Consider the following 22,868-nt stretch of genomic DNA (forward strand, 5'->3'; position numbering starts at 1 on the left):
TTTAATTTTTCAAAATGTATTTAAACTTATTAGGTAGAATATAGCAAATAATCGATATGAAGGGAGGGATAATATGGAAGATATAATGTTAGCACCTATATTGAAATGGGTTGGAGGAAAAAGACAACTATTACCAACGATAACTCCACTATTACCTAAAAAAATAACAACATATGTAGAGCCGTTTTTAGGGGGAGGAGCTGTTTTATTTAGTTTACAACCTAAAAAAGCTGTTATAAATGATTTTAATGAAGACTTAATGAATGTATATAAAGTAGTCAAAGAAAATCCAGAGGAACTTCTGGCTTTATTAGAAGAACATGATAGAAATAATAGTGAAGAATATTATTATAAGATACGTTCTTTAGATAGACTTGATATATATAACACTATGAGTGATGTAGAAAAAGCATCTAGAATTATTTATCTTAATAAAACTTGTTTTAATGGTTTATTTAGGGTTAATCAAGCAGGACAATTTAATAGTCCATATGGGAAGTATAAAAACCCTAATATTATTAATAGACCTGCAATTTTAGCGATGTCTAAATATTTCAATAGTAATAATATTAAAATACTTAATGGTGATTATAAAATGGCTTTAAAAAATTTAAGAAGGGGCGCTTTTGTTTATTTTGATCCTCCATATGTGCCAATATCATCTTCAGCGAGTTTTACAGGGTATACGGAAAATGGCTTTGATGAAAAAGATCAGAGACTCCTTAAAAAACAATGTGACAAATTAAATGATAGAGGAATTAAATTTTTGTTATCAAATTCAGATCATCCTTTAATTAGAGAGATATATGAAGATTATGAAATTATTACCGTCAAGGCAAGGCGCTCAATTAATTCTAAAGGAAACAAACGTGGGGAAATTAATGAGGTTTTGGTGAGAAACTATGAAGAAGATAAGCGCAAATGAGGCGTGGGAAAAGTTATTTGATAAGTACAATATAATTAACGAAATTAATAATAAGGGTTTTTTTAACATAACTGCAGATCAAATAAAAGAATTTAAAGAACCGAGACTTATGGCGAAGTGGGATAGCTCAGAATCACTTCCAAGTATTTTAAGGGCAAATAAAATAAATATACTACCAACAGCAAGAGGAACTTATATTTTAAGTGATTTTAAATTATATGAAGAAATTCCAGATTGTGCAGAATCTGTTACAAAGATGCAAAAGGTAGAAATTCCTCATTTTTTTGAAAGTATTGACACTGAAAATATAACTTCAGAATCAAATGCCATTAATGTGCTTATGATATCTTCTATTTTAGAAAATTTTTTAGACGAAGAAGATAATTTTATGACATTTAACGGAAGAATGGGTACTGGAGAATTTAAATTTTCAGTAGATAGACTATCAAGGATTCCTTTGAAAATTAATGTTAAGAATGCACAGTGTGAAATAGATGCAGGACTGGAAAACAATCATTCAATAGTTATTATGGAAGCTAAAAATGTAGTGCATCCAGATTTTCATATTCGTCAACTTTATTATCCATTTAGACTATGGGAAAATAAAGTTAAAAAGCCAATAAGACTTGTATTTTCTATATATTCTAATCAGATATTCAGATTGTTAGAATATAGGTTTAGAGAATTAAATGACTATTCCTCTATAGAACTTGTTCAAGAAAAAAATTATACATTGCAAAATACGGAAATAAATAATGAGGATTTACTTGAGACATATAAAGAAACCGTGATTAAAACGGATGATAACCAAAGTAAGCAAAAAAATAAAACTCCATTTATACAGGCTAATAGTTTTGAAAGAGTAATTTCTTTAATAGAAAATTTGCAAGAAAAAGATATGAACCTTGAAGAGATTGCTGAACTTATGCAGTTTCAATTAAGACAATCTGATTACTATTACAATGCTGGTAAATATTTAGGATTATTTCAAAAGTATGAAGCCGTTGAATATAGCGGTCTTGATGATGCCTATTATAAAGTAGTTAAAGTTAAGCTAACAAAACAAGGTATGGACGTGGCAAAGATGAATTATAGGCCGAGGCAACTACAATTGGTAAAGCTTATTTTAGAACATAAAATATTTAATGAATTATTTTATAGAGCATATACAACAGGAGAGAAGCCTGAATTAGACGACATAATGTTCTTAATGAGAAAATACAATGTATGTAATGAAGGGCAAATAAAGAGAAGAGCTGGTACAGTATCTGCGTGGTTAAAATGGATATTTAAACTTACAAAGGTTGAAAAAATTTAAAGATTTAGAAGATGTTATGGAAATTATAGAACAGTCCTTTGACTATCAACTAGACAATTAATCCCACACAAAAAAAGCTAGCCTAGGCTAGCTTTTTTTATCTACATATACATTTTATTTCAAGACCAACTTATGGTAGACTTTTTTCCCCTTTCTTAAAAGGAGTTGGCCATCTTTAAAGAGGTCTTTGGTGATTTCTTGGTCAAAGGCCTTGGCTTTTTCTTCTCCAATGGTGATGCCACCTTGGTCTACCAGTCGGCGGCCTTCGCTGTTGCTCTTGACAAAGCCCACAAGTTTAATCAGGTCAATGACGGTCTTGTTTTCGGCTAGGGTTTTTTCGTCAATTTCTGTAGTGGGTACATTGTCTAGGGACCCTCCTTGGCCGAAAAGGGCCTTGGCAGCTTCCTTGGCCTTGTCGGCTTCTTCTTTGGAATGGATGTCTTTGACAATTTCATAGGCCAAAACTTCCTTGGCCTTGTTGAGGTCGGCGCCTTCCAGGGCTGCGTATTGGTCGATTTCTTCCAGGGAAAGGTGGGTTAGGAGCTTCATAAATTTAATGACGTCCCGGTCATCCACATTTCGCATGTATTGGAAGAGTTCGTAGGGGGATGTTTTTTCTGGATCCAACCAGATGGTACCGGATTCGGTTTTACCCATTTTTTTACCTTCGGCAGTGGTTAAAAGCTTGAAGGTCATGGCGTAGACCTTGTCTTGTTCCAGCTTCCGAACTAGCTCGTAGCCCCCAATCATGTTGGACCATTGGTCGGACCCACCCAATTCTAGGCGGCAGTTAAAGTCTCGATAGAGCTTCAAGAAGTCGTAGGACTGCATGAGCATGTAGGAGAATTCAAAGAAGGTCAGGCCTTGGTCCATACGGTTTTTGTAGCAGTCAAAGCCCAACATTCGGTTGACGGTAAAGTGGACGCCGATTTCCCGCATGAAGTCGACAAAGTTCAGGTTTAAAAGCCAGTCTTTGTTGTTGGTAAAGTGACCCTTGCCATTGTCAAAGTCCAGGAAGTGGCGGAGTTGACGTTTAAATTGTTCAGCATTGTAGTCGATAGTTTCTTCGGTCATGATTTTACGCATGTCGTTTTTGCCAGAGGGGTCCCCAATCATGGTGGTTCCGCCACCAATTAGGGCGATGGGGATGTGGCCGGCTCTTTGCATGTGTTGCATAACCATAATTTGTAGGTAGTGGCCCAGGGTCAGGCTGTCGGCAGTACAGTCGAAGCCAATGTAAAAGGTAATGGGCTCTTTAGCTAGAATTTCTCTTAATTCTTTTTCGTCGGTGGCTTGGTCAAGGTAACCTCTTTCCACCAAGATATCATATACGTTTTGCATACTTTCCTCCTAAAATAAAAAAAGCCTCCGCTCTTGAAAGGACGAACGGGTCGTGGTACCACCTTTCTTTGCGAATGCCTCATTTGACTATAAACTCCATCAGTGTAATTTCCCGGGAAGGACCTGCCCCTTGCCGGTACTGGGTTGATGTCTTCGTTTTATGAACTTACACCCATCTTAGCATAGCTTTTGGGCCAGGTCAAATACTTTTTATTTATGACCGGGAGGGACTTTTTGTGTATAATAAAAATGAGGTGAGTCCAATGATAGGGATTGATTTATGCCAAATTCAAAGGCTGGAGAGGATCTATAAAAAGCATGGGGACAGGTTTATCAACCGGGTCTTTAGTCCCAAGGAGCAGGCTTATTTAAGGAAGCGGAAGATGGCTCCCAGGACCATGGCAGGGCTTTTTGCCGCCAAAGAGGCCATGGCCAAGGCCCTGGGCCGGGGGATTGGTCCTGTGGCCCTGAGAGATTTAGAGGTGGGCCATGGGCCAGGACCCTGGGGGGCCTGGAAGGGCTACCGCTTTGACTTGTCCATTAGCCATGAGGGGGACTATGCCCTGGCTGTGGCCCGGATTCGAGAGTCGGAGCCTAATTTTTGCCTGCCTGAATTTTTACAGGGCCAATTGAAAAAAAGGGACTCTAGTGCCCACAAGGGGTCTGTAGGCAAGCTGGCTCTTTTGGCTGGAAAGAGGGGGATGGTAGGGGCCTTTGTCTATGCTGCCAAGGCCCTTTACCGGTCCGGGGCTGGCATGGTTTTCGGCCTGGTGGACCCGGAGGACCAGCCGGTCTTTACCCTGGCGGCTCCTGAGGTGGTCTTGCGAGATAGGAGGGCTGGTCTGGAGCCTCTTTTGGACCAGGTGGATGCCTTGGTTTTAGGTCCGGGCCTGGGACTGGAAGACCCGGCCCTGGCAGAGGGGATTTCGGCTCCCTTAAAAAGAGTGGTGGATGCTGACGCTCTCACCTATTTAAGTGGCCTGGACCATTTGCCGGACCTAAGGGGGGCTGTCTTGACACCCCACGAGGCTGAAGCCCAAAGGCTCTTCCACTGCCAGGCTTCCCGGCAAGACCTTATGACCCTGGCCAAGGACTTTGCCCGGGACCGGGGCTGTATTTTTGTCTTAAAGGGTCCCGGGACCTATGTGACAGATGGCCACCGGGACTATGTCAATCCCACCGGCAACCCCTCCATGGCTGTGGCCGGGATGGGGGACTGTCTCTCGGGGATGATTGGCTACTATTTGACAGCCCTGGAAGACCCCTTCTTGGCGGCTTCTATGGGGGTCTTTGTCCACGGAGCTGCCGGGGACCTGGCCAATGAAAAGTATGGCCAATCCTTGATGCCCCTGGATGTCATTGAAGAAATTCCCCAGGTCTTAAAAAAGATTTTATAGTTTTTCTTTTGTCCATATGGCTGGAAAGTGGCTCAAAGACTGAAAGTCCTGAGATTTTTCCAGTCATAAGAACATTTGACATTCGTTTTCTTTCTTTTTATAATGGATATGCGAAGTCATATAAAGGTGAAAGTATGATAGTTAAGCGAGGAGATCTGTTTTACGCAGATTTAAGCCCTGTAGTAGGGTCAGAACAAGGAGGCGTCAGGCCAGTTGTCATTATGCAAAATGACGTTGGAAATAAATATTCACCGACAACAATCGTTGCTGCAATTACTTCTCAATTAAACAAGGCAAAGTTACCAACTCATGTTGGTGTAAGTGCTGAAGAGTTTGGCTTACCAAAAAACTCCGTTGTGCTTTTAGAGCAGATACGAACCATTGATAAGAAGAGACTTCGCGATAAAATTGGTTGTTTTAAAGAAGAAACGATGCACAATATTGAGAAGGCTGCGCGGGTTAGTTTGGGTTTAAAATAACGCCTACATAGAAAAGACACCCCCTTGAGGGGTGTTTTTTCGTGAAGATTTTTAAGCAAGGAAGAAAATTACAATGTTTTTCCACTAAGGAGTCGGTTTTTTGGTATAATAGAAAAAAAGGAGGATGACTATGAAAAAGACTGTTGCAGTCCTAGCGATTTTAAGCCTAGCCTTAATTGGTGGAAGTGCCATCTATGGAACGGAAAAAGATCCTGTGGTGACTGTTTCCTATCTCAATGAAAAATTATCTCAATTAAAAAATACAGGTGGAGCTAGCACGGCATCCACAGGAAATGAAATGAAGTTGGTGGAATTGAAAAAGGGAGACCGGATTATTGCCGCTGCAGGTAGTGAACTAATCCTCCGGTCAGGAGAAGCCACAGCCATTGCCACAGACTTGGGAGGCTTAAGTGACTTAACCCAAGGAAAAGACATCAAGCATGCCCGTCAAGTAGAAAGAGACCATTTACTGGTTATCCCAAGAAGTGACGGCCGGGGCCTATTGGCCAAGACCAGCGCTCTTGTTCTTGTTCGGGGATCCTATAGTGTAAAATAAAGGAGCCATTTATGAAGTCAGTTCTCCACTTAATTAGCGGAGGCGATGCAGGAGGGGCGAAAACCCATCTCTATGCTTTGATGCAGGGACTCCAGGGCCGGGTGCAAACAAAGGTAATTTGTTTTATCAAGGACACCTTTTACCGGCAGGGAAAGGAATTGGGCCTAGACATCGAAGTTGTAGAACAAAGGAGCCGCTTTGACATTCGTGTCATGAAAGAGGTCTCAAAAAAGGCGCGAGAAATGCACGCGGACATTCTCCATTGTCATGGGGCTCGTGCCAATTTTAATGCCCTTTTTTACAAGGGGGACCAAGTTCGGGTCACCACGATCCACAGCGACTACCTTTTAGATTTTAAGGACAATTTTTTTAAGGATAAGATTTTTACACCCTTAAATTCCTATGCCTTGAGAAAGTTTGACTACTATATTGCCGTTACCGAAAATTTTAAAAAGATGCTCATAGACCGGGGCTTTCCCAAGGACAGGATTTTTGTCATCTACAATGGGATTGACATGTATAGCCAGGAAGAAAAGGTGGATCCCAAGAGCTTTTACCAAAGATATGGCCTGGAAGATAATAGCAAGTTTACCTTTGGTGTTGTGGCCCGTCTAGATGCCAACAAGGACCAAAAGACCATGATTGAGGCCTTTCACAAGAGTGGCCTCAAGGGCAAGGCCCGGGTCTTGATTGCTGGTGATGGACCGGAAGGCCACCGGCTCAAGGAAAGGGTCAAGGACTATGGCCTGGAAGAGGATATCTTCTTTTTAGGGGGGATTCAAGACCCCTACTCCCTCTACCAAGCCATCGATGTCAATGTCCTTTGTTCCTTAAGCGAAAGCTTTCCCTATGCCCTTTTAGAGGGGGCCAAGGAAAAGAAGACAGCCATTGCCAGTCGGATTGGGGGAATTCCCGAAATGATCCGGCCGGGCCAAGACGGTTACTTATTTAACCCGGGAGATGCCCAAGCCTTAAAAGACATCCTGGTGACCTGTTATGAAAACCAGGACCGGGTAAAAGAAATGGGCCAAAGTTTCCACCAAAGGGTGGAAGAAAAATTTAGCGTCGCCTCTATGGCCAAGGTCCATGAGGAAATTTATGCTGAAATACTTAGGAGAGGAAAGTAAAGTTTGAAGATTATAGACCAAAAGGGCCGTCTGTTTGGCCTGATTAATATCATTGACCTCTTATTTATCTTGATTATTCTGTTTGCCATTGTTGGCGGGGTCAAAAAATACCAACATAAGATGCCAGTGGCTGAGGGGACCAAGGAAGGAACCGTAACCTTTATGGTAACCAATGTCCGGCAATTATCCATTGACCAAATGGTCCTGGGAGACCAAATCTACCACTATGACAAGGGGGGCTTGGTTGGAAGTATTGAAGAGGTAAAGTCTGAACCCTATACCGACCGACTGGACTACCAAGGCCAATGGATTGAAGCTCCTGTTCCCGATAAATACCAAGCCTATCTCAAGGTCAAGGTGGACTATATTGAGTCCCAAGACGCCTATACTGTCGGGGGAGAAGCCATGCGGGTAGGAAGTGAATACCGGTTAAAGACCAAGAGAAACACCTTTTATGGAACCTGCATTGACATGTCAGTCCTCCACAAGGGAAACTAGGAAGGAGGGTCAGACATGCTGAAAAACAGTGTGCTTGTCTACCGGATCCGGGCCCTTCTTGGATTTTTAAATGCCTATTATGAAAAATCAATCTCTCAAAAGATTTTTTCCAAGCTGGGTCAGGGTCTTTCCCTAGTTTTAGGAGGGTCTTTCCTGGCTCGCTTGGGGAAAAAGTCCATGGATGGAGCCTATGTTAACCAGGTTCTTTCTGGCCTTTACAGGGGCCTGGATCGGGGAGGGGAAAGGCTGACGAATTGGCGAAAATCTGCTAGGGGTCCCTCTCTTTTAGGGGCCTATGCCAGCCAATTTAAGGACCCCCTGGAAGGCCTTTGCGGCCTGGGCTGGACCTTGTTTTTCTGGTCCCTGGTTTTAGGAGTATTGAGACCTAGGAAGCTTTTGCTGGTTCTGGCCCTTTTGGGTCTTGGCCTGGCCTTGACCCAGACCTGGATTCGATTGGCCAGGGAATCTGTCCTGGCCCGGGGGCTTCTTTGGACCAAGGACTTGATCTATGAGGAGGATGACCATGAAAAATAAAGTCCTGGTCAACGGCCTAGTGGCCCTGGTCTTTGTTCTTTTGGCCCTTCTCACCCGGCAATCCCTAGCCTTTGTTGCCATCTTGGGCCTGGTTTTTGTCCTGGGGAGTTTTTTCCACCCCCTGGCAGCCCTGGCCCTGGTGATTTTTTCCTACGGTTTTTTGCCCGACTTGGCCAGCCTGGTCTTGATTTTGGGCTACGGCCTTTTACTGGTGGTCTTTTCTTTCTTTCGGAGGGAAATCCATCTGACCTATGACTCCAGTCATGCCATGGTCTATCTTTGGATGGTCCTCTTGCTGGTGGCTACTCTTACCAGCAGCCTGGTCCAGGGAAGCCTAAGAGACCTGGCCATCCATACTGGAGGCTTTTTACTCTTTCTAACCATGGTATCCCTGGTGGAAAGTAAGAGGGATGTCTACATCCTCTTATTTGCCCTGGTGGCCGGGATGGGGATTCTCTCTCTTTACGGAGTCAGCCAGATTTTTACTGGGGCGGAATTATCCAAGGACTGGGTGGATGTGGAAAATAATCCCAATGTCCGGGTCCGGGTCTATTCTCTTTTCGGCAACCCCAATGTCTTTGCCGAATACCTGGTTATGGTCCTTCCCCTGGCCCTGGGCCTTACCTGGTCGGCCAAGAAGGACAAGACCAAGATTTTTTACGGGGGAATCTTTCTTTTGGCCTGTATTTCTCTCTTCTTTACCCTGAGTCGGGGAGGCCTTTTAGGCTTCATAGCTGGCCTGGCCCTCTTTTTCTTCCTGGTAAAGAAAAGACTCTTTCTCTTGGGCATTCCAGGCCTGGCTGCCTTGGTCTACCTGGCTCCCCAGGGTTTTATCAACCGGATCCAGAGCATTCGCAACCTCCAAGACACTTCCACAGTCTACCGACTGACCATTTGGAAGTCCAGCTTGGACATCATTAAGGACCACCCCTGGGGCTTGGGCCTAGGCCACCTGCCCTTTAAGGCCATGTATGAAAACTACAACCAGATCTATCCCACCTTCCATGCCCACAATACCTACTTGGAATTGACGGCGGAGATGAGCCTTTTCGGCCTCTTAGTTTTTCTGGTCTTTATGACAGTGGTTTTCTTCCAGGCCCACAAGTATTTAATTAAATCAAACGACAGACAAATAAGGATCTTAGGAGCAGCTGCCTTGGCTGGATTGTTTGGGATTTTTGTCCACGGTATTTTCGAAAATATCTTCTATCTGACAAAAATCACCCTGACGGTTTGGCTCTTGATTGCTATTATTTATAGCCTAATCAAAGTAGAAAGAAAGGAGGAAGCCTATGACTAAACTCCTTTTTAGCGGATATTACGGCTTTGACAACAGTGGAGATGATGCCATCTTAGAGGCCATCTTAAAGGATGTCCGAGCCGATGAAAAATTCGATATTACCGTCATGTCCAACAACCCAAAAAAAACCAGCCGCCACTACAAGGTCAAGGCTGTAGACCGTTTTTACTTAAAAGACGTCTTTGGGTCCATTAAAAATTGCGACATCTTAATTTCCGGTGGAGGGTCTCTTTTACAGGATGTTACCTCTACCCGGAGTCTCTACTACTACCTGGGCTTGATTGTCCTGGCCAAGTTCTTTAAAAAGAAGGTCTACCTCTTGGCCAATGGCATTGGCCCCATTAAGTCATCCTTTAACCGTTGGCTGACAGCCCGAGTCTTAAACCGGGTGGACATGATTACCCTTAGGGACCAAATGTCCTATGACTTTGTCCAGGAAATCGGAGTCCACAAGCCCAAGATCAAGGTGACAGCCGACCCGGTCTACAAGCTCAACCCCATCCAGGGGTCCCAAAGGCAAGACCTCTTCCGTCACCTGGGCATCGACCCAGACCTGGGCTATATTGGTCTAGCCCTTAGGGATTGGCCCCAACCTCAGGACTTGAAGGACCGCTTCCAAGACCTCATGACCAGTCTCTTGGACCGGGGCCACCATCTCCTGCTCTTGCCACTTTTCTATCCCAATGATGCGGACTATTTTAAGGAATTGATGGAGGGGCTGGACCCAGACCAGCTGAGCCGGGTAAAATTAATCGACGAAAAGATTTCTGTGGCCCAAATGCTGGCCTGTGTGGACTGCCTCAAGGCCTTTATCCCCATGCGGCTCCACGGCCTGATCTATGGAATTTCCAGGACCATTCCCACTGTCCCCATTAGCTACGACCCCAAGGTGGACGGCCTGGCCAAGGACCTGGACATGAAAGCCTGCTTCCATATTGACGATTTTAAGGTGGAAGATGTGGTAAGAGAAGTAGAAGGGGTTATAAACAACCAAGAAGTTGTGGACTTTTTGCAGGAAAAGAAAAAGATCTTGCAGGAAAAGACAGACGAGAACCGGCAGATACTAGAAGAATTATTGGAGGAATAAGATGGAAGTTTCCTTTTTTGGAAGCCGGGTCCAGGCCCTCAGTATGGACCAGGTAGACTCCTACCTGGAGGAGGCCTTGGCCCAAGGGAAGAAAACGAGAATCTACACCCCAAATACAGAAATTGTCATGGAGGCCAAGGACAAGGCCTGGATCCGGGACCTCTTAAATTCCGGAGACCTCAGGCTAGCTGATGGCATTGGCTTGGTTATGGGGGCCAAGATAAATAAAATTCCCTTGGAAGAAAGGGTTACAGGCTTTGATGTCAGTATCCATCTTTTGCAAATAGCCCAAAGGGAGGGCTACAAGGTCTACTTCCTGGGAGCCAAAAAGGGCATTGCCCAAAGGGCTGCTCAAGAGATGGAAGAGGACTATCCCGGCCTAGTGGTGGTGGGAAGCCACCATGGCTACTATGAAAAAAGCTCTCTGGACCAAGACTTGACCCAGGATGAGGAAGAAATTATTGAAGAAATTCAAAGGCTCCAAGCAGATATCGTCTTTGTGGGCCTAGGCTTTCCCGTCCAGGAGGTCTTTATCCACAAGGCCAGTCAAAGACTGGACCGGGGGGTTTGGATTGGCAATGGAGGGGTCTTGGATATCCTGGCCAAGGAACAAAAACGAGCCCCGGAAATTTTTATCCGCCTCCACCTAGAGTGGTTCTACCGGCTGATAAAAAACCCCAGTCGCTGGAAAAGGCAACTGGCCATACCCAAGTTTTTAATCCAGGTAATAACAAAGAAGAATGCAGTAAAAATTGTTCGGGAGGATTTCAATGAAAATGAATCAAAAGGTAATTGATACGGTTCGAATGTTGAGTGTGGATGCCATTGAAAAGGCCAATTCCGGCCACCCGGGGCTTCCTCTGGGAGCAGCCCCCATGGCCTATACCTGCTGGTCTGACTTTTTACATATCAGCCCCAAAAATCCCAACTGGCCCAACCGGGACCGCTTTGTCCTGTCTGCCGGTCATGGGTCCGCCTTGCTCTACAGCCTGCTCCACCTCTTTGGCTTTGACCTGAGCCTGGAGGACTTAAAAAACTTCCGCCAACTGGGGTCCAAGACACCGGGCCATCCAGAATATGGCCACACCCAGGGAGTGGAAGTGACAACAGGCCCCTTGGGTTCAGGAATTTCCATGGCTGTGGGCCTGGCCCTGGGAGAAAGATACCTGGGAGCTGTCTACAACAAGGAAGACATCAAACTCATTGACCACTATACCTATGTCCTATGTGGGGATGGAGACTTAATGGAGGGCATCAGCAATGAAGCCGCTTCCTTTGCCGGAACTCAAAAATTAGACAAGCTCATTGTCCTTTACGACTCCAATGCCATCACCATCGAGGGCTCTACAGATATTGCCTTTACAGAAGATGCAGCTGGCCGCTACCGGGCCCTGGGCTGGTCCGTTTCCAAGGTAGAAGACGGCAACGATACAGAAGCCATCCGGGCAGCCATTGCCAAGGCCAAGGAAGAAAAGGGACCCAGCTTTATTGAAATTAAGACCAAGATTGGCTACGGCAGTCCCAAGGAAGATTCTGCCAAGGCCCATGGGGAACCCCTGGGAGCGGAAGGTCTTGAAAAAACCCGGGCCTTCTACCACATGGAAGGCCAAGAGGCCTTTAGCGTTGCTCCGGAAGTCTACCAGGCCCAAGAAGAAATTATTGCCAAGAAAAATGCAGACTACGACCAATGGCTTGACCTCTGTAAGACCTACCAAGAAAAATATCCAGAGGACTATGCCGCTTTAGAAAAAGTTTGGTCCGGAGACTTGGACCTGGACTTTTTGGAAAAGGACGACTTTTGGACGGCCCAAGGCGACAAGGCGACCCGGGCATCTTCCGGTATGATCTTAAACCGGATTGCCAAGGAAGTGCCTCACTTCCTGGGAGGGTCTGCAGACCTGGCTCCTTCCAACAAGACCTTTATTGATGGGGAAGGCTACATGAGCCCCACAAGTCCTCAAAACCGCAACATTGGCTTCGGTATCCGGGAACATGCCATGGGGGCCATTGTCAATGGCCTGTCCGTCTATGGAGGCCTTAGGGCCTATGGGGCCACCTTCCTGGTTTTCTCTGACTACCTGAAACCCCAACTTCGTCTGGCAGCCCTTATGGGTATCCCCTCCACCTTTATCTTTACCCATGACTCCATTGGGGTAGGAGAAGATGGACCCACCCACCAACCCATTGACCAACTGGCCATGTTAAGAGCCATTCCAAACTTTATTACCTTCCGGCCTGCCGATACCACAGAAGTGGCAGCAGCTTGGGCTTGTGCCTTGAAGCTAACCAAGACTCCTGTGGCCCTGGCTCTCAGTCGACAAACCTGTCCCGAATTAAAAGAAACCAGCCGGGAGGCCATGAAGGGTGGTTATGTCCTCTTAAAAGAAGAAGGAAACTTAGACCTCATCCTTTTAGCCTCAGGATCTGAAGTGGCCTTGAGTCTAGAAGTGGCCCAAGAATTGAAACAAGAAGGCCTGGGAGTCCGGGTGGTTTCCATGCCATCCTGGGAAGTTTTTGAAGCCCAATCCTCCGACTACCGTAAGGAAGTCCTGCCGGAAAGTGCTGAAAAACGGGTGTCCATTGAAGCTGGATCCACCATGGGCTGGGCCAAGTTTACTGGCTTCCAAGGCATGAACATCGGTATTGACGAATTCGGCGCTTCAGGCCCTGGCAAGGAAGTCTTTAGCTACTTCAAGATGACCAAGGAAGATATTTTAAAAGAAATTCATGACTATTTAGGAAGATAAGAAAAACCAGGCCCCTAAAATGGGAAGCCTGGTTTTTTCTTATCTGCAAAGATTAAAGTTCTTCTTCATTGTCTTGGACAGAATGATCAATTTTTCGACTCAAAAGAGTGATAATGCAAGCTACAACAAGGTAAGAAAGCCATCTTTGCCATCCATTGAGATGGGGCGTAAGAAAGGTTACATTGAGCCAAATCAATAAAATGGACACAAGAACATTGATAGTGGTGGCAAGATTTTTAGTCATACTGATCACCTAAAGATATTTTCATTTGATGCTCCTTTAATTTTTTCCTTAAATAAGAAAAGAGATAGTCCTAAAAACTTCGATCAAAGTTTGATTTAAGTATACAACTAAAAAAGAAAAAAACAAGTTCATAAGGTAAACTATTTTCATGGTGGTTTAAATTCCCCTATAAAAGCAAAATGTCAGTAAAAATAAGACAGTAGTTAAGAAATCTCCACTCTTAACTGCTGTCTTGTTTTTTATTCTTCTTCCCATAGAAAAATTTCACTGGACCCAAGGCTTTTTTTCAGGTCAATAATCCTTTGGTTGGAGGACCCACGAAAGCGGAGACTTAGGTCTTTTTTCTCCCGGATAAAGGGCCCGTCTACTAAGACATGGCAAAGGGAAAGCAGGGTCCGGGCCTGGGGGTCTTGGACCAGGTCCTCGTAGAGAAAGCCCGAGTAGATCCAAATTTCCTTGTCCACTTCTTGCTTGATTTCTTCCAAGAGCCGGCTTAGGGCCTGGCAGTGCTCAAAGGGTTCCCCTCCTAAAATGGTCAGGCCTTGGACCAGGTCGTCTTGGAGGTAGGAAAGCAGGGTCCGGGTCTCCTGGTCTGTCCAGGGGTCTCCGGCCTGGAAGTCCTGGTAGTCTAGATTAAAGCAGTCGGGGCAATGGTGGCGGCAACCGGTGACAAAGATGGAAGTCCGGATGCCGGGGCCATTGGCCACATCGTACTGGCGAATTTGTCCGTAGCGCATCAGATGTGGAGAACCCGACTGTTGATTTCCTTGGTCCGGCCGTCATTCCAGAAGTTTTCTCCCAGGTAGCCACAGGTCCGACGGACCACAGACAGGGTGGCCTTGTCGGTGTTGCCACATTGGGGGCACTCCCATTGGTCATGGTCGTTGAGCTTGATTTCTCCGTCAAAACCACATTGGGAGCAGTAGTCGGACTTGGTGTTAAATTCGGCGTATTGGATATTGTCGTAGATGAAACGGACAATGGTTTCCAGGGCTTCTAGGTTGTGGCTCATGTTGGGAATTTCCACATAGGAGATGCAGCCACCAGTGGACCGGTCTTGGAACTTGGCTTCAAAGGTAAACTTTTCAAAGGCTGTGATTTTTTCCCGGACATCCACATGGAAGGAGTTGGTATAGTAGCCCTTGTCGGTGACATTTTCAATGGACCCGAACCGGTCCTTGTCAATCTTACAGAAGCGGTTGGTTAAAGATTCTGCTGGGGTGGCATAGAGGGTAAACTTGATGTCGCTTTCTTGGGTCCACTTCTTGACCGCATCGTTTAGGTGGTCCATGATCTTCATGGCAAAGTCGTAACCCTTGGGGTCTGTATGGGAGACTCCTTTAATGAGCATACTGGCTTCGTAGATGCCGATATAGCCCAAAGAAACGGTGGCATAGCCGTCATGGAGTAGGTCAGTAATGGGCTGGTGCTTGCCCAGCCGGGCAATGGCCCCGTGTTGCCAGTGGATGGGGGAGCTGTCGGACCGGACATTTTTCAAGTGGTCGTAGCGGATGAGGCCCACCCGGCGGACCAGGTCTAGACGCTTGTCTAAGAGTTTAAAGAACTTGTCCTCATCCCCAGAGGCCAAAATGGCAATTTGGGGCAGGTTGATGGAGCAGGCTCCAATGTTAAAGCGGCCTTCAAATTGGTAGTGGCCATTTTTGTCCTTCCAGGGGGGTAAAAAGGCCCGGCAACCCATGGGAGAAAAGACATTGCCCTCGTAGTTGGCCCGCATCTTTTTGGCGGAGATATAGTCGGGATACATCCTCTTGGCAGTACAGTGGATGGCCAGAGAGGTTAAATGGGCATACTTGGAGTCCTTGTGGACATTGTTTTCGTCCAAGACATAGATGAGCTTGGGGAAGGCCGGAGTGACATAGACGCCAGCGTCGTTTTTAATACCCTTGATTCTTTGTCTTAGGATTTCTTCAATAATTTGAGCCACTTCGTCAATATAGGGGTCTTCCTCATCCAGGTACATAAAAAGAGTGACAAAGGGAGCTTGACCATTGGAGGTCATCAGGGTGTTGATTTGGTACTGGATGGTTTGGATGCCGCTTTCCAGGTCCTTTTTGGTCATGGACTGAGCCATTTTTTCAGCTAGGACCACATCCCCTAAAGTTTCTAGGGCCAGGCTGAGATTTTTTTCATAGGACCTGCGGAGGTACTTACCCAGGCAGGCAATGTTGATGGATTGGCCCCCATATTGGTTGGAGGCAATTTGGGCAATGATTTGGGTCATGACATTACAGGCCACTTGGAAGGACTTGGGGCTTTCAATCATCTTGCCGTTGACGACAGTTCCCTTGTCCAACATGTCCTTCATGTTGACCAGGCAGCAGTTGAAGATGGGTTGGATCATATAGTCCAAGTCGTGGATGTGGATGGCGCCACTGTCATGGGCTTCCACCAGATCTGCCGGTAAAATTTTCCTCTTGGCAATATCCTTGGAGACTTCTCCGGCAATGAGGTCTCTTTGGGTAGAGGCAATGACGGCGTTTTTGTTGGAATTTTCATTCATGACATCGTCATTGGTGGAATTTAACAGGCCTAAAATTTCCTTGTCTGTGGTGTTTTGCTCCCGCTTATAGGCTTGGACAGACCGGTAGGACTCATAGGCCCGGGCTGTGGCGGGGTTTTTGTTTTCCAAGAGCTTGTAGTAGACTTGTTCTTCAATGTCGTAAATAGTCAATTGACTATCCAGTTGATGAGCATAGGCTTCAATTTCATCGGCAATCAAGCCTGCCTGTTGGTCCACAAAGACACCATTACTGGAGTGCATGGCTTTTTCAATGGCAATTTTAATCTTTTCCTTGTCAAAGTCTGCCAGGTCTCCATTTCTTTTGATTACTTGTAACATTTTTAACTCCCTTAAAATACACGTTAGTTACGACCGACAAAACGTATTTAACACCCCTATCAAACACTCCTACATAATACTATATATAGTGGTAATATGCAATACATTTTGAGAAAAATAACAGGATATAGTAATTGGTAAAACTTAAAGCAAGGACTTTAAAGGCTTTGGAGATGAAAAATTTTTTCATAAAAAAATCCCCTCCCGAAAAAGGGAGGGGAAAAGAGCATGGTCAGGTCCGAATTTGCTCAACTTCTTTTAAGAAGAGACTTTTGTCCGTAGGCATGGAAAAAATCCTCTTGGGTCTTAGGAGGTAGAGCTCCTTCTTGGCCCGGGTCATGGCCACGTAAAAGAGCCGTCTTTCTTCTTCCAAGAGCATGGGGTCGTCCAGGGATTGGGAGCTGGGAAATTCTCCGTTGACCAGGTCCAGGATAAAGACCTGGTCAAATTCCAGGCCCTTGACTCCGTGAATGGTGGAAAAGGTCAAGGGGCTGTCTGTGGGAGCCTGGAGGATGGTGTCCTTTAAAAAGGCCAGCCTCCCCTTAAAGTCTGTGGGGTTCTTACAGTCCTTGGCAATTTCCATAAAGTGGTTATAGACAGAGTAGAGCTGGTCTAGGCTGGCCTTGGATTTTTTGTGGAGGTCCATGAGATATTGGTCATATTCCAGGTCCTTTAGGATAAAACGGACCTGCTGCCAGGGACTCAAGGCACTCAGGTGGATAAAATCCTCTTTGACTTCATAGATGGTTCTTTTTTGAAAGTCCTGGAGGCCTGGAGTAGAGGCCATGGCCAAAAAGACATTGCCATGGGATTTTTTGGCCTGGGCCAGCATCTTCTTAGAAAGATAGCCCCGCATCTTGTAGTAGATTTGGGAGAGGGCCTCCTGGTCCTTGGGATTTTGGGCCAGGTCCATAAAGGCCAGCAAGTCATAGAGGATGGGGTGCCGGAAGAACCTAGACTCCTTTTGCCGGATGGAAAAGTCTTCCTGGGAAAAGGCATTGACCAGGCCCATGGAGGAGACGGTATTTCGGTAGAGGACAGCGGCCCGGGCATTTTTCTTGACCTGTTTTTTGATAAAGTCGTATTGGTCCTGGGGTTGGGCCAGGTCCACTAGCTGGACATTCAGGCCCTGGCCCTTGTGGCCCAGCATATTTTTTTCATAACGGGACTTGTTGGCCCGGATAAAGGTCTTGGCCAGGTGGATAATCTGGTCAGAGGACCGGAAGTTGTCTTCCAAATAGTATTTTTTGGCTCCAAAGTCCCTTTCAAAGGCCCAAAGGTCCTGGGGCTGGGCTCCCCGAAATCCGTAGATAGACTGGTCGTCGTCAGCCACCAAAAAGATCTCCCCCTTGGAGACAATTTTTTCAATAATCTGCATTTGCAGGCTGGAGGTGTCCTGGGCCTCGTCTACCTGGACCAGGTCGAAGGCCCCCTGGACTTTTTTGGCAATGGATTTTTTCTTTAGGAGGTCCAGGGCCAGGACCAACATGTCGTCAAAGTCAATGAGCTTAGCCTTGGCCTTGGCTGCTTCATAGTCTAGGGCAATTAAATGGAAGCGGGCTGTCTTACACTCCTTGTCTAAGACATAGGAGTCAAAGGGGATCATGAGGTTTTTGGCCCGGGAAAGTTCCTGGAAGAACTGGTCTCTTTTTTCTTCCGAGGGGATGATTTGACTGTGCCTTAGGTAGGCTTGGGTCAAAAGGTCCCGGCGAATCTTATAGTCCTTGTCGGATAGGACCTGGAGGCTCTTGGCCTGGGGGTGGAATTGCCGGATGATTTGAAAGCACAGGGCATGGATGGTCATAAAGTGGGGACTTTCCAGTTGGGGAAAGAGGTCTCGAAAGCGCTTTTTCATATCCAGGGAGGCATTTTTGGAAAAAGTAATGGTTAAGAGTTTTTCAGCTGGGTAGCCCAGGTCTATGAGCCGGGCTAGCCGGGCCATTAAAACGGTGGTTTTACCTGCTCCGGGAACAGCTAAAACCAGGGCGGGACCCTGGGTATGGTGGATGGCATCGAGTTGGGCTTCAGTAAAGTTCATTTTTACCTCCTATCAAAGTCTATTATATCATGGTCCTTGTGAAAGGTTTGCAAAAAGGGTATAATAACAAGTAAGTAATTTAAACTTAGATAAGAATGGATTGGGAGGAAATACAAATGGTAATGACAAATTTTTTGCAAGAGAGAAAATCTGTCCGGGAATATAAGGACCAAGACCTATCTGCAAAGGACCTGGAAAGGGTTCAAAATATTGTAGACCGAGGAAACACCAACTGCAAGGCAGCAGGAATTTCTTTCAACTTTTTCCAAAATGGCCAAGTGGTTTGTGACCGGCTACAAGGAAAGGCGGGCTATTCTGGTGTAATGATCAAGGCTCCCCACTATGTATCCATGACCATTGCTGGTCGGGAAGCAAAAGACCAATTAAAAACTGGCTACACCCTGGAACAAATCAACACAGACTTGGTTGACCTGGGCCTTGGAACCTGCTGGATCACCTTGGACCATGTGGACCCACAAGTAAAACAAGAAGCCTTTGGAACTGACGGCAAAGAAATCGACTACATCATCGCCCTGGGCTATCCAAGAAAAAAGAAACTCTTTGAACCAGAAAAACACAGTGCCCGGATGGAAGTAAGGGAATTTGTCTTTGAAAATGATTTCGATACACCAGCTAGTCCAGATACCCTGGACCAATTGGGCCTCTTTGATGTATTTTCTTCCGTTCGTTACGCTCCAAGTCATAAGAACGCCCAACCCTGGCGTTTTGTCTTGGAAGGAAGCCAAGTAAAACTTTACATGGTTACTGGCAAGGAAGACAACCGGTCCCTAGTAGACTGTGGTCTTATGATGTTCTACTTCCAAGAAATGATGAAAACTCTTGGAACTCAAAAAGAATGGGTTATTGAAGATGGTTTTTCCATGGAAGGAAACTACCTCTATCTTGGATCTTATTCCCTATAAGATTTGAAAATAAAAAGAAGCCCTCTCCTTGGAGAGGACTTTTTTATGCCTATTTTCTTTGACCCAGGGAGGCCACCAGGGAGATTAAAACATCCCGGGCCTTTTGGAGGTCTTCTAGGGCAATACATTCATAGCGGCCGTGGAAGTGGTGACCACCAGTAAAGAGGTTGGGGCAGGGGAGACCCATATAGGATAACATGGCCCCGTCAGTGCCTCCTCGGATGGGTTCCAAGCGGACAGGCACGGAATTTTCCTCCATGGCCTTGAGGACTTCTTGGATTAAAAAGTCCACCTTGTCCAGCTTTTCTTTCATATTATAGTAGGAGTCCTTGATTTCTACTTGAATTTGACTATGGTGCTTTTCTGCCATAAAGTCCCCTAGCTTTTGGATTAGGTCCTTTTTTTCCTGGAAGAGGTCTGGGTCAAAGTCCCGGATAATGTAGTTGAGTTGGGCCTCTTCAATGGTACCGGAAAAGGTGTGGAGGTGGATAAAGCCCTCCCGACCCTCTGTGTGTTGGGGCCTTTGGGCCACTGGCAGGGCTTGGTGGAAGTCCGTGGCAATGTCCAGGGCGTTGACCATCTTGTCCTTGGCAGACCCGGGATGGATGTTCAAGCCTTGGATGGTGACGGTGGCAGAAGCGGCATTGAAATTTTCAATGCTAAATTCTCCCAGACCCCCTCCATCTACAGTCAGGGCATAGTCGCAGGCAAAGTCTTGAACGTCAAAATTTTCAGTCCCCCGACCTACTTCTTCATCGGGAGTAAAGGCCACTTTAAGAGTGGGACGGGGGATGTCGGGATGGGCCACATAGTAGGCCAAGACTTCCATAATGGCTGCCACTCCAGCCTTGTCATCAGCCCCTAAAAGGGTGGTGCCGTCGGAAGTAATGACGGTTTTTCCCACCAGGTCTTTTAGGTCTGGGAAGTCCTTGGGATCCATGGTTAGGTCGGCTCCCTTTAAGTGGATGGGGCCTCCGTCATAGTTTTCAATGACTTGGGGCTTGACCCCTTGACCGGAAAAGTCCGGGGAGGTGTCCATATGGGCAATGAGGCCCAGGCTTTCCTTGGAAGATCCGGGAAGGCTGCCTGTGACAATACAGTGGTCGCTGACCTTGACATCTTCCAGGCCCAGGTCCAGCAATTCATCCCGGAGGATGTGGGCCAGGTCAAATTGCTGGTGGGTGGAGGGAGAAGTGGTGGATTCTTCCGAGGAAGTTGTATAGACTTGTACATACTTTAAAAATCGTTCTTTTAGCATAGGGACTCCTTTCTTGTTCCTTGAATGACTCTATTGTAAAATGTACTTTAGAAAATTACAAGATAGGGGAAAAATTTCCCGGAACTTTATGGTAAGATAGAAGCAGTTTGAAAGAGGTGATGGTGTGAAAATTGCAATTGTTGGTGGCGGAGCCGGGGGCTTATTTTTAGCCAGCCTCCTGCCGGGAGCCACTGTATTTGAAGGAAAAGACCGGGTGGGGAAAAAATTATTGGTGACAGGTAACGGCCGCTGTAACCTATCCAACCAAGACATGGACCTGGGCCACTTCCATGGAAATAAGGACCTAATCCAGGCCGTCTTTCAAAGGGCCGGCCAGGACCAAGTCCTGGACCATTTTAGCCTCCTGGGCTTGGATACCCTAGCTGACCACCGGCAAAGGATCTATCCCAGGACCCTCCAGGCCTCCAGCCTGGTCAACATCTTAAGACGCCGGGTCCAAGAAAATAACCAGGTTTTTTGCCAAAGAGAAATCCTAGCCATCCGACCTGAAAAAAAGGGCTTTATCCTAAGAGACCAGGAGGGCCAGGAAGAATTCTTCCATAGGGTAGTCCTGGCCACTGGGGGCCGGGCCATGCCTAAGTCTGGGTCCCGGGGCCAAGGCTACAAGTTGGCCCAAAGCCTGGGCCATACAGTCACTCCAACCTTTCCTGCCATTGTCCAAGTCAAGACCCAGGACCCCTTTTTAAACCACCTCCAAGGTGTTAAAATAGAAGGCCTCTTAGAAGTCCACCTGGATGGGAAAAAGCTGGCCCAAGAGTCTGGGGAAATTTTAATCACCAACTACGGTCTGTCAGGACCTCCAGTCTTGGACCTGTCCCGGAGGGCCAACCTGGCCTTTAGGGAGGGGAAAAAGGTCAGCTTTCATTTCAGCCTCTTAAATGGAAGTCAGGACCTGGACCAAGTCTACACCTATGTCCAGGAAAGGACCTACCAATACTACCACCTGAGCTTGGAAGAATTTTTAGAGGGCCTGGTCCATAAAAAATTCATCCATGTCCTGGCCAAGAGCCTGGACCTCTCCAAGGAAACCCCCTTACAGGACCTGGCCTACCAAGACCTGGAAAGATTTTGGCGGCTCCTGGCCCACTACCAAATGGACATGACTGGGACCATGGGCTATGACCAAGCCCAGGTAACCTGTGGTGGAGTGTCGGGCCTGGAAGTGGATGAGACCTGCCAGTCCAAGATCCATCCCGGCCTCTACATGATAGGGGAGCTTTTGGATGTGGACGGAGATTGTGGGGGCTACAACCTCCAATGGGCCTGGTCCTCAGCCATGGCTTGTGCCCAGGGAATTTTAGAGGAAGAAAAATAGGATTTAAAGGTTTTGAGGAGAAGTATTTTCAAATCCTAGATATTTTGATTTTTATGAAGAATGTAGTAGTCTTCAAGGGTAGCCTCTACGGAAACAGAATTTTCTAATAACTCTCCTGTATATCGAATTTTTAATCCCTTTTCCTCATAACGCATTCGAATAATATGAACTTTTTTATCATAGATTTTGAGAGCTTGGAAGGGAATGTACTTTTCAAAAATTTTTCCACCCATTTTATCAACGAGTATATCGGATGTAGTTTTTGCTCTAATTTTTCCATCATTTAAGATAATAATATTTTTTGTAATGGCTTCAATGTCGGAAATGATATGTGTAGAGAAGAGAATAATTTTGTCCTTGGACATATTAGATAGGATATTTGAAAATCGAATTCTCTCCCCAGGGTCTAGACCTGCCGTTGGCTCATCTAAAATAAGAATTTTTGGATCATTGAGGATAGCCTGGGCGATACCTACTCTTCGTTTCATTCCTCCGGAAAAATTGGATACTTTTTTGTCCTTGACATCCTCTAAGTTTACAAAAGATAAAACTTGGGGGATTTTTTCTTTTAGTTGGGCCTTGCTTAGCCCCTTTAAGGCGCCCATATAGGTTAAAAATTCATAGGCAGTAAAACGAGGGAAAATAGCAAATTCTTGGGGCATATAGCCTAAAAGGCTTCGATATTTTTCTTTCAACTGAGAAATATCTTCTTCTTGGTAATAAATTTGACCACTGGTTGGCTTATCTACACCGACTAAAATCCGCATTAAGGTAGATTTTCCAGCTCCATTATCTCCTAAAAGACCATAAATACCGGAATCCAATTCTAAATTGATATCTGAAAGAGCGACCTTTTTTCCAAAATTTTTGCTTAAGTTTTCAATTTTTAACATGATAAAA

At 45.9% G+C, this 22,868-nt stretch carries 21 protein-coding genes; 14 read left to right on the top strand and 7 right to left on the bottom strand.

The window, feature by feature from the left end:
- Positions 1–73 precede the first annotated feature (73 nt).
- Both CS898_RS04820 and CS898_RS04825 read left to right on the top strand, forming a co-directional pair.
- Positions 74–925, top strand: coding sequence for a DNA adenine methylase (locus CS898_RS04820; RefSeq protein WP_099208304.1), 852 nt, complete (start codon positions 74–76; stop codon positions 923–925).
- Entirely contained in the window at positions 903–2,243 is a 1,341-nt protein-coding gene (locus tag CS898_RS04825) for a type II restriction enzyme (protein WP_099208305.1), read from the top strand. The genes CS898_RS04820 and CS898_RS04825 overlap by 23 nt, the downstream gene beginning before the upstream one ends.
- Positions 2,244–2,357: 114 nt before the next feature.
- Here the strand turns inward: CS898_RS04825 and tyrS are convergent, their stop codons facing one another.
- Positions 2,358–3,584: a tyrosine--tRNA ligase gene (tyrS, locus tag CS898_RS04830; RefSeq protein WP_009430330.1), complete on the bottom strand. Its 1,227-nt coding sequence runs from the start codon at positions 3,582–3,584 to the stop codon at positions 2,358–2,360.
- Positions 3,585–3,820: 236 nt separating this feature from the next.
- On the opposite strand from tyrS, the gene CS898_RS04835 reads away from it, so the two are divergent.
- From CS898_RS04835 to tkt, 10 genes are all read left to right on the top strand, one after another.
- On the top strand, positions 3,821–4,981 hold the full coding sequence (locus CS898_RS04835; protein ID WP_099208306.1) for an NAD(P)H-hydrate dehydratase: 1,161 nt from the start codon (positions 3,821–3,823) through the stop codon (positions 4,979–4,981).
- Positions 4,982–5,115: 134 nt separating this feature from the next.
- Positions 5,116–5,460, top strand: a complete 345-nt coding sequence (locus tag CS898_RS04840) for a type II toxin-antitoxin system PemK/MazF family toxin (protein WP_009430989.1) — start codon at positions 5,116–5,118, stop codon at positions 5,458–5,460.
- 130 nt (positions 5,461–5,590) lie between these two features.
- Complete coding sequence (locus tag CS898_RS04845; protein WP_009430489.1) at positions 5,591–6,016, top strand: hypothetical protein; 426 nt, start codon at positions 5,591–5,593, stop codon at positions 6,014–6,016.
- 11 nt (positions 6,017–6,027) lie between these two features.
- Positions 6,028–7,143: a glycosyltransferase gene (locus CS898_RS04850; protein ID WP_099208307.1), complete on the top strand. Its 1,116-nt coding sequence runs from the start codon at positions 6,028–6,030 to the stop codon at positions 7,141–7,143.
- 3 nt (positions 7,144–7,146) lie between these two features.
- Complete coding sequence (locus tag CS898_RS04855; RefSeq protein WP_099208308.1) at positions 7,147–7,641, top strand: DUF4330 domain-containing protein; 495 nt, start codon at positions 7,147–7,149, stop codon at positions 7,639–7,641.
- A gap of 15 nt (positions 7,642–7,656) precedes the next feature.
- On the top strand, positions 7,657–8,175 hold the full coding sequence (locus CS898_RS04860) for a hypothetical protein (protein WP_099208309.1): 519 nt from the start codon (positions 7,657–7,659) through the stop codon (positions 8,173–8,175).
- Entirely contained in the window at positions 8,165–9,475 is a 1,311-nt protein-coding gene (locus CS898_RS04865; protein ID WP_159459128.1) for an O-antigen ligase family protein, read from the top strand. The genes CS898_RS04860 and CS898_RS04865 overlap by 11 nt, the downstream gene beginning before the upstream one ends.
- The gene (csaB, locus tag CS898_RS04870; protein ID WP_099208311.1) at positions 9,468–10,562 is read left to right on the top strand and encodes a polysaccharide pyruvyl transferase CsaB; all 1,095 of its coding nucleotides are present in this window, start codon (positions 9,468–9,470) and stop codon (positions 10,560–10,562) included. Before CS898_RS04865 ends, csaB begins: the two co-directional genes overlap by 8 nt.
- Before the next feature lies 1 nt (position 10,563).
- Positions 10,564–11,358: a WecB/TagA/CpsF family glycosyltransferase gene (locus CS898_RS04875; RefSeq protein WP_099208312.1), complete on the top strand. Its 795-nt coding sequence runs from the start codon at positions 10,564–10,566 to the stop codon at positions 11,356–11,358.
- Positions 11,333–13,309: a transketolase gene (gene tkt / locus CS898_RS04880; protein WP_099208313.1), complete on the top strand. Its 1,977-nt coding sequence runs from the start codon at positions 11,333–11,335 to the stop codon at positions 13,307–13,309. Before CS898_RS04875 ends, tkt begins: the two co-directional genes overlap by 26 nt.
- A 52-nt stretch (positions 13,310–13,361) precedes the next feature.
- Here the strand turns inward: tkt and CS898_RS04885 are convergent, their stop codons facing one another.
- From CS898_RS04885 to CS898_RS04900, 4 genes are all read right to left on the bottom strand, one after another.
- The gene (locus CS898_RS04885) at positions 13,362–13,553 is read right to left on the bottom strand and encodes a hypothetical protein (RefSeq protein ID WP_099208314.1); all 192 of its coding nucleotides are present in this window, start codon (positions 13,551–13,553) and stop codon (positions 13,362–13,364) included.
- A 239-nt stretch (positions 13,554–13,792) separates the two neighbouring features.
- Positions 13,793–14,290 carry an anaerobic ribonucleoside-triphosphate reductase activating protein gene (nrdG, locus tag CS898_RS04890; protein WP_099208315.1) on the bottom strand — a complete coding sequence of 166 codons (498 nt, stop codon included), beginning with the start codon at positions 14,288–14,290 and terminating at the stop codon, positions 13,793–13,795.
- Positions 14,290–16,413, bottom strand: coding sequence for an anaerobic ribonucleoside-triphosphate reductase (gene nrdD / locus CS898_RS04895; RefSeq protein WP_099208316.1), 2,124 nt, complete (start codon positions 16,411–16,413; stop codon positions 14,290–14,292). Before nrdD ends, nrdG begins: the two co-directional genes overlap by 1 nt.
- A gap of 232 nt (positions 16,414–16,645) precedes the next feature.
- The gene (locus CS898_RS04900) at positions 16,646–18,451 is read right to left on the bottom strand and encodes an ATP-dependent helicase (RefSeq protein WP_099208317.1); all 1,806 of its coding nucleotides are present in this window, start codon (positions 18,449–18,451) and stop codon (positions 16,646–16,648) included.
- A 122-nt stretch (positions 18,452–18,573) separates the two neighbouring features.
- Here CS898_RS04900 and CS898_RS04905 point away from each other — a divergent pair, with 122 nt between their 5' ends.
- The gene (locus CS898_RS04905) at positions 18,574–19,374 is read left to right on the top strand and encodes a nitroreductase family protein (protein WP_234976023.1); all 801 of its coding nucleotides are present in this window, start codon (positions 18,574–18,576) and stop codon (positions 19,372–19,374) included.
- Between the two features lie 49 nt (positions 19,375–19,423).
- Here the strand turns inward: CS898_RS04905 and pepT are convergent, their stop codons facing one another.
- Positions 19,424–20,632 (bottom strand): peptidase T, encoded by a 1,209-nt coding sequence (gene pepT / locus CS898_RS04910; RefSeq protein ID WP_099208319.1) that lies wholly within the window; start codon positions 20,630–20,632, stop codon positions 19,424–19,426.
- Positions 20,633–20,756: 124 nt separating this feature from the next.
- Here pepT and CS898_RS04915 point away from each other — a divergent pair, with 124 nt between their 5' ends.
- Positions 20,757–21,968, top strand: a complete 1,212-nt coding sequence (locus CS898_RS04915) for a BaiN/RdsA family NAD(P)/FAD-dependent oxidoreductase (protein ID WP_009432008.1) — start codon at positions 20,757–20,759, stop codon at positions 21,966–21,968.
- Positions 21,969–22,003: 35 nt separating this feature from the next.
- Here the strand turns inward: CS898_RS04915 and CS898_RS04920 are convergent, their stop codons facing one another.
- Complete coding sequence (locus tag CS898_RS04920; protein ID WP_009430436.1) at positions 22,004–22,861, bottom strand: ABC transporter ATP-binding protein; 858 nt, start codon at positions 22,859–22,861, stop codon at positions 22,004–22,006.
- Positions 22,862–22,868 lie beyond the last annotated feature (7 nt).

Source organism: Urinicoccus timonensis (genome assembly GCF_900232945.1).
In the GTDB taxonomy this organism is placed as follows: Bacteria; Bacillota; Clostridia; order Tissierellales; family Peptoniphilaceae; genus Urinicoccus; species Urinicoccus timonensis.